Below are 6,955 nucleotides of genomic sequence, written 5' to 3' on the forward strand. Positions count from 1 at the left end.
GAAGGAATATATTGCTATAACTAAACCCATAGCAGAAGCAGTGTATAGAAAATATTCAAAACAAATTAGTAAATGAACTGCTATTTCTAATAAAGAAAGAATATGGTTAAGGAAATAACAAAGATCAAACAATATAACTCTGTTCTAGATACTAATATAAGAAGATTGGGTGGATATTACTTATCACTGCTATTTTATATCAATTACTTTACTCGTAAAATCGATTTTACAGCAGAAGACATCAATAAATACTATTTTCTTTTCATAAAGAAGGGATATCTAGATAAAAGTTCACTTCCTAAATCTCCATGTCTTATTCTAGAATATTTTGGCTTTATTAGACCAAAATGTCGTTATGAGCGTGTATTAAACCCTATAGGGAATAATGAATTTAGCATTTACGAGGTCTATATCAATTCCCTTGATACTGTGCATCATATAGCAAAATATAAAAAGAAAATCTTGTATGATAGCAGAGATATGGCCAGCTTAGGCATTAAATCTCGTAATATATCAAAAAGAGTATTCTCATATTTAAGTATTAATACCCAATATGCATTTAAACTGCCTTAATCATCAATTAATCTTAAATTATGTTAATATTTTAACTTAGAATTTATGAAAAACAAGGTTTATAAGGGGAAATATCTAAAATACTATAAATCCTTCTCTGAAGGTGAGATTAGCGTTAGTGATATCGCACGCATAGAGGGTGTTAGCTATTCTAGTGCAAGTAAAGCTATGAATAAATGCCTTAACTCTTACAGACAAACACAAAAAACTATTTTAAATAATATTAAATCTAGTTATAATACCACTGGTGGTAGAATACTTAATTCAAATAGCATTGATCATGTTTTATGTAGTGGAAATGAAGATGAAAGTATTGAATACTTAAGCAAGATTACTTCTATTGCTGCCTTAAAAAAACTTGCTAGTGTTGATACCCTAAAAGTAGAAGTTACTAAACTTATAAGCAATTTATTTTTTAATGAGAAATATGCCGAAGTTGTTATTAAAGAACAGGTATATAATGCTTTACGTTCTGATCTTGCTCGTATAGAGCATGCTTTGCGTAATGCTGCTTATCATAGCACAGAAGAGAGAAACAGACTTATAGCAGAGAGCTTGCAGCTTAAAGAAGAGATTAAAAGACATAAGCTAACCTTTAAAGAAAAAATTTTTTTAAAAAGACTTAAAATTGAAAAGGAATACTATACTGCTACACTTAACGATAAGGAATTTAAGCAAATTGTCAAAACATACCTTTATAACGATAATTTATAAACTATTGTTATAATTACTACATTATGAACTCTAAACTAGAAAAGCTCTTATATTTACTCCCCTGTAAAATGGCAAGTAAATACAAAAGAATATTTAAAAATATTCCTGCTAGTAGTGCAAGCCTAAATATTGATTTTGATTCATTTGAATCTAATAACTTACTTCCTAAACAAAAGGAAGTACTAGAGTCAATTAAGAAAGGAGATATAAATAAAATTATATTAAATGGTGAGATTGCTAGTGGTAAGACATTTCTTGCATGTTATCTTTTCATCAAAAACTTATTAAAATATAGGGATTCTTACACAAAAAATGTAAATAACTTTATTATTGGTAATTCACAAAACTCAATAGAAGTTAATATCTTAGGTGAGATAGAAAATATCTGTGATATACTTGGCATTTCTTACAAAAAAAAGAAGCAAAATACTTCTTTTATTTTAATTGATTCCCTTAGGGTTAATCTTTATGGTGGGGATAAGACTAGCGATTTTAAGCGTCTTAGGGGATGTAACAGTGCATTAATGTTTGTCAATGAAGCTATAACTCTTAGTCAAGAAACAATACAAGAAGCTCTAAAAAGACTTAGGATAGGCAAAAGAATAGCTATCTTTGATACAAATCCTGACTTTCCTACTCATTTCTTCAAGACTGACTATATTGACCAGACAAAAATTTACACTACATATAACTTTACAACATATGATAACGAAAAACTTTCTGATGATTTTATACGTGAACAAGAGATTACATACGAACACCTACCCACATACAAAGCACGAGTACTTTTAGGCCAATGGGTTGCAAGTCATGAGTCCATTTTTCACCAAATAGAATTTACTGCTGATTATAAATTTAGTGCTCCTATATGCTATATTGACCCTGCTTTTACTATTGGGGGCGATAATACTGCTATTTGCATACTATAGAAATATAAAAATAAGCTTTATACATACATTTACCAAGATAAACGACCTGTTTACGATGAAGATATCCTTTATAGGATTAAGACAATTGTTGAAGGGTTTAATGTAAAAATTCTTTTTGTAGAGGATAGAGATAGCGTTAAGGGTATGGGAAGACTAACACAAACTTTACTAAATCTACGCAGTCAATGCGACTCTTTTTTTAGAATCTCGCCTGTCAAACCTATTTCAAATAAATTTACTCGTATCTGTTCTTTAATACCCATATTGAACGGCAAATTAATAGAATTTCTAAAAGACATCGATAAATCTGTTATTAATGATATTTATGCTTATAAGGGGGACGGCAAAACTCATGACGATGCATTAGACTCTCTAGCTAATGCATTCTTACTACTAACAGGAAATAACAAAGAAAAGCGAACTCACTTTACCAAAGTAAAATATTACTAAGTATTGCTTTGTCAAACAAATCTGATATCTAATTCCGTAAACTACTAACATCAAAATCAGTTCAATACTATCTAAGTAACAGTAAAGTTAACTAAAACATGAGACCTAATATCATATTTATGAAGATTTTAGCCCTTTATCAAAAAATAACAAATTCATCTCCACCTAAATTTCATAGAAATTATAGGTGGAGATGAATTTGTAAAGCAAGTTTAAATATAATATAATTTTAAAAAATAATGGGTGCTAGTAAGGCTTATAAAGAAATAAAAACTAAGGCAGGAACTGCCTGAAGTAAAGCTTGTGGACCATGCTCTAGTGGATGACCGCTCTTTTAGAGCCTAAAAAGCTATCTTGGGATGATACAAGAAGCTATTTCTATAATCTTTGATTTAGAAATAGCAGTTCACTTAATTTATTATCATTGTTTTTTGCTGATTTTAGTTAAAAAATATAAAAAAAGACTTCCTGTACTGATTTATACAAGAAGCTTAATATATTAGAGATTGATTTGCCACCAGTAGTTCTGTAAACTGCATATTACACAACTACTTAATAATTGTTATTATATTTCTGTATTTGGGAGCTAGCATCATCTATATGTCTTTCTGCTCCCATTTCAATAACACTTTCTGATTCATGTTTTTTTTTATCTTTTTTTTCTTTGTTATAATCATAAAATAAGGTATCCAATAATTGCCTATGCTCATCATAGATTCTGGATAAGACATAAGATGTAAATTTAGTGTTTGATTTAAAGTATGAATATGCATTTTTTGACGGTATTAGTATCCTTAATGGAATATCTTTCTCCGCTTTTCCTTCTTTTAAAGACTGATAGTTACCTTCCTTTACAATCATCTTAATATGATCTATCCCTCTCTCAATAATATCCTTTTCTGTTATTTGCCCTTCTTTTAATGCTTTACCTACTTTAATAAACATATAAGCATTTGTAACTGATGTTCCGCATGTCTTTATAAACTCTACAAAACTATTATAGCCTCCCACTATATATAATTTTTCATCGTATATTTCAAACACCGTTTTAATCATTTCAATCTTTGTCCTAATATCTTTTACAGCTAATGACTTCAACTTTTCTATCAGTTTTTTCAGTTTTTGCTCTTTTATTTCTTTTTCTTCGTATAAGGACTGCTTATCAACTCTTAAGCTAATATTGGGTTTTAATTCTGTCATGTTTTTCCTCCTTTAAAACTCATGAAATATAAAAATTAATTCAAATTATATCTTTCATGCATGAAATAATTATAAACATACTCGTTAATCATTTTCCTATTTTAGATAAAAAATTATTCCAAATTGTTTGATATTCACTTACATAATCACATGTCATATCAAAGTCAATCTTAGAAAAGATACTTTTATTTAAACTTTCCCGTTCTGATACAACACCTAAAAAATTATCTCTTTTTATAAATTCCTTGTAAAAATACTTATAAGTACTTCTATTTTTGAATCTAGTGGCTATCACATATATAGGAATTTCTAATTTTAATGTGTTATAAACCTGAGCATAAATAAGTTCTAAACTTTCAAATGTCCATAATTCACATACAACAGGTACAATTACATAATCACTAACAAGAAGAGAATTTGTTAAAATGATATCCATTGAGGGTGGATTATCAATTAAAATATAATCATATTCTCTTGTTAATCCTTGCATTGCGTCTCTTAGAAAAAATTGTGCTTCTCCATATCTAATCTCTCTGCTATCCCAACAATATTTCACGAAATTTTGTAATGTATAATAGCTAGGGATTATATCAATATTTTGGCATACATTTACAATAGTACTATCAATAAGTAATTCTCCCTTAAGCATTTCATATACATTAAACATAGGTATGTGAACTTTTTTTGATTTCACTGGATCACTATAATAACTAGTAATAGAAGCTTGTGTATCCATGTCAATAAGTAAGACTTTATGTTCTTGTGCTAATAGTTTTGCAAGAATTAAACAAGTTGTGCTTTTACCAACACCGCCCTTGATACTTGCTACTGATATTATTTTAGGTGTTTTTTTAGCTTCCAATCCTCATATCCTCCTATTTTAAAGATTTATTATTAATAAATATATGTCCATTCATAGAATCTAATTAATTTAATAAAAAAATATCAAGAAATATTATTTTCTGTTCTTATACTTATTTTGTTATTATTGTGCATATCTTCCTCTTTTCCTAATCCATTCATAAAGTTGTAAAGATATGTGTTGTCTTTAATCAATTCCCATTCAATATTTTCTATAGTCCTCATATAATTTCTTACTTTCAATCTTATTTTCTTTACTTCTATGCTAGGATATTTTAAAGTTGCTCTATCTAATATTATGCTGAATAATGCACTTCTATTATTTGCTTCTGTTTCTTTACTTGTCTCTACTTTATGGCATTTATTTTTAACATAACTTATGAATCTTGGCAAATCTTGGTACTTATTGTGTTCTAAAATGAAATGAGGCTTAGTTTTATACTTATCAAATAACTTAGCAAATTCTGTGTCTAAATCCTCTTGTTTGTAATGTTTCTTTATAAGTTCTTGTTTTACATTTTCTATCGTTTTTTGTAATAAATCCCTTCGTTTCTTATCAAAATCTTTAGTTATTTGTATACTTTTTTCATAAATAATTCCATTTTTGATTTCGAATTTACCCTTATCACCATTAAAATATTCTACTATCCTAGCGAAACAGCCATATTTATTGAATTTGTACAAATAGTATGGATTTTTATAATTGTTCTTTATAATAGGAAATACAATGGCTTCAAGCTCATTTATATGTATATTATTACATTCTAATTCAATTCGCTTATAGTTTTTTAGGTGGTTTATCTTATTCTCCTCATTAGTATTTAGCTTGGATATAAGATTCAAGATGTTATTTGATTTAAATTCACATTTATTAGCATATTTTACGTGTCTTGTTTTGTTATTCGTATTTCTTTTATTTTTCTTAAAAGATTTTTTTGAAGTTTTTATTAAAGAAAGATTTTCTCTTTTTTCTATATTCTTTATATTATTATTTTTATTACTATTACAATGGTGTTTACCATAGGTATTTTTTGTTAAAATATTTTTATTTTCACTTTTATTTTGTTTTTTTTTCCAATAAGCTTTAAAGCTTTTAGAAAAGCTTTTCTCTTTTTCTTCCATAAAATGATTGTTAATTAATTTATTACATTCTTTTTTGTTATGTAGGAGGGTGTATCTAATCTCACTTCCCTTTTGCTTTCCTTTTCTTTTACAATAATTATCTGTTATTTTTAATTTTTCAAGTATGTATAAGTATTTTCTAAAAGTTTCTTGTGAAATTATCTTTTTGTTAAACCTTTTTTGATTAAGAGTAAAGCAATGGTATAAATACTTTTGTGTATATTGATTATGCTTATTATTTACAAAATCAAGTGTTGATACTAAAATAACAAGATTTGTTTGTTTTGTGCTGCTACACTCAGTGGTCAAGCAATGGTACTTTTTTTGAATGGCATTTGCCATTTTAAATCTCCTTGATATATAAAGTTTCGGTAATTGTTAAGTCTTTATATCTTAACAGTATTAATTTTTTCATAAATTGTTAAAAATGTAAATAGGTTTTAGCTAAAAATAACAAAGAATTTTTTACCTATAATTTCTGTGAAATTTAGGAGGAGATTTCTTTGTTATCTTTAGGTAAAATGAACTAACTTTTAGCTGAAGGTATACAAGATTTTATTTTATTTTTTTGATATTTTTCACTCATTGTTTCTAGTAGTTTATTTTTTTTAAAATTTTTATAAAAGTTTATAAAAATTTTAAAAAAAAGATTATCCTTAGATAAAGTGTTAATTTTTTTTAAAAAAAAATATTAAAAAATTTGCTTTTTAGAAAAAAAGTATATATAATGAATTTGGGTTATAGTTTTTTTGTAAAAATCCTTGAGCTATAACCTGTTTCGGTTTGAATGATAAGGCTTCTCTTAAGAGAAGTTTTTTTTATTTGACTTGGTTTTTTTAGAGTGTATGCATAACGAGTAATGTAATACTTGAGTGTGAGTGAATATTCAATTTCTACTATTTCATGTAGATGTCTAAATCCTCTTTATCAAAAAATAGCAAAGGATGCTTTACCTAAATTTTGTAGAAATTTAGGTGGAGATGAATTTGTAAAGCAAGTTTAGATATAATATAATTTTAAAAAATAATGGGTGCTAATAAAGCTTATAAAGAAATAAAAACTAAGGCAGGAACTGCCTGAAGTAAAGCTTGTGGACCATGCTCTAG

The 6,955-nt window shown here is 27.1% G+C and carries 7 protein-coding genes and 1 pseudogene; 5 read left to right on the forward strand and 3 right to left on the reverse strand.

The features are described 5' to 3' along the window. Positions 1 to 102 precede the first annotated feature (102 nt). The 4 genes and pseudogenes from F0310_RS05340 to F0310_RS05835 form a co-directional block, all read left to right on the forward strand. A complete protein-coding gene (locus tag F0310_RS05340) occupies positions 103 to 573 on the forward strand; it encodes a DUF261 family protein (protein ID WP_182117938.1) in 471 nt (156 codons plus the stop codon). A 45-nt stretch (positions 574 to 618) separates the two neighbouring features. After that, entirely contained in the window at positions 619 to 1,287 is a 669-nt protein-coding gene (locus tag F0310_RS05345; protein WP_182117939.1) for a hypothetical protein, read from the forward strand. A gap of 68 nt (positions 1,288 to 1,355) precedes the next feature. Beyond that, entirely contained in the window at positions 1,356 to 2,216 is an 861-nt protein-coding gene (locus tag F0310_RS05830; RefSeq protein WP_232535984.1) for a PBSX family phage terminase large subunit, read from the forward strand. An 18-nt stretch (positions 2,217 to 2,234) separates the two neighbouring features. Continuing rightward, positions 2,235 to 2,666 (forward strand): annotated as a pseudogene (locus tag F0310_RS05835) (phage terminase large subunit family protein); the annotation flags it as partial. A gap of 552 nt (positions 2,667 to 3,218) precedes the next feature. Here the strand turns inward: F0310_RS05835 and F0310_RS05355 are convergent. From F0310_RS05355 to F0310_RS05365, 3 genes are all read right to left on the reverse strand, one after another. After that, complete coding sequence (locus F0310_RS05355; protein ID WP_182117940.1) at positions 3,219 to 3,866, reverse strand: chromosome replication/partitioning protein; 648 nt, start codon at positions 3,864 to 3,866, stop codon at positions 3,219 to 3,221. A gap of 88 nt (positions 3,867 to 3,954) precedes the next feature. Next, positions 3,955 to 4,728 (reverse strand): ParA family protein, encoded by a 774-nt coding sequence (locus F0310_RS05360; RefSeq protein ID WP_182117941.1) that lies wholly within the window; start codon positions 4,726 to 4,728, stop codon positions 3,955 to 3,957. An 83-nt stretch (positions 4,729 to 4,811) separates the two neighbouring features. Beyond that, positions 4,812 to 6,191, reverse strand: a complete 1,380-nt coding sequence (locus F0310_RS05365; protein WP_182117942.1) for a plasmid maintenance protein — start codon at positions 6,189 to 6,191, stop codon at positions 4,812 to 4,814. A 532-nt stretch (positions 6,192 to 6,723) separates the two neighbouring features. On the opposite strand from F0310_RS05365, the gene F0310_RS05900 reads away from it, so the two are divergent. Then, complete coding sequence (locus F0310_RS05900) at positions 6,724 to 6,852, forward strand: hypothetical protein (protein WP_476577998.1); 129 nt, start codon at positions 6,724 to 6,726, stop codon at positions 6,850 to 6,852. The last annotated feature ends 103 nt before the right edge of the window (positions 6,853 to 6,955 follow it).

The sequence above is a fragment of the Borrelia sp. A-FGy1 genome, assembly GCF_014084025.1.
GTDB lineage: Bacteria > Spirochaetota > Spirochaetia > Borreliales > Borreliaceae > Borrelia.

Bases quoted from the DNA above. Each gene is read 5' to 3' on its own strand.
- F0310_RS05340 (WP_182117938.1), top strand. From the start codon at position 103: ATGGTTAAGGAAATAACAAAGATCAAACAATATAACTCTGTTCTAGAT.
- F0310_RS05345 (WP_182117939.1), top strand. From the start codon at position 619: ATGAAAAACAAGGTTTATAAGGGGAAATATCTAAAATACTATAAATCC.
- F0310_RS05830 (WP_232535984.1), top strand. From the start codon at position 1,356: ATGGCAAGTAAATACAAAAGAATATTTAAAAATATTCCTGCTAGTAGT.
- F0310_RS05355 (WP_182117940.1), bottom strand. From the start codon at position 3,866: ATGACAGAATTAAAACCCAATATTAGCTTAAGAGTTGATAAGCAGTCC.
- F0310_RS05365 (WP_182117942.1), bottom strand. From the start codon at position 6,191: ATGGCAAATGCCATTCAAAAAAAGTACCATTGCTTGACCACTGAGTGT.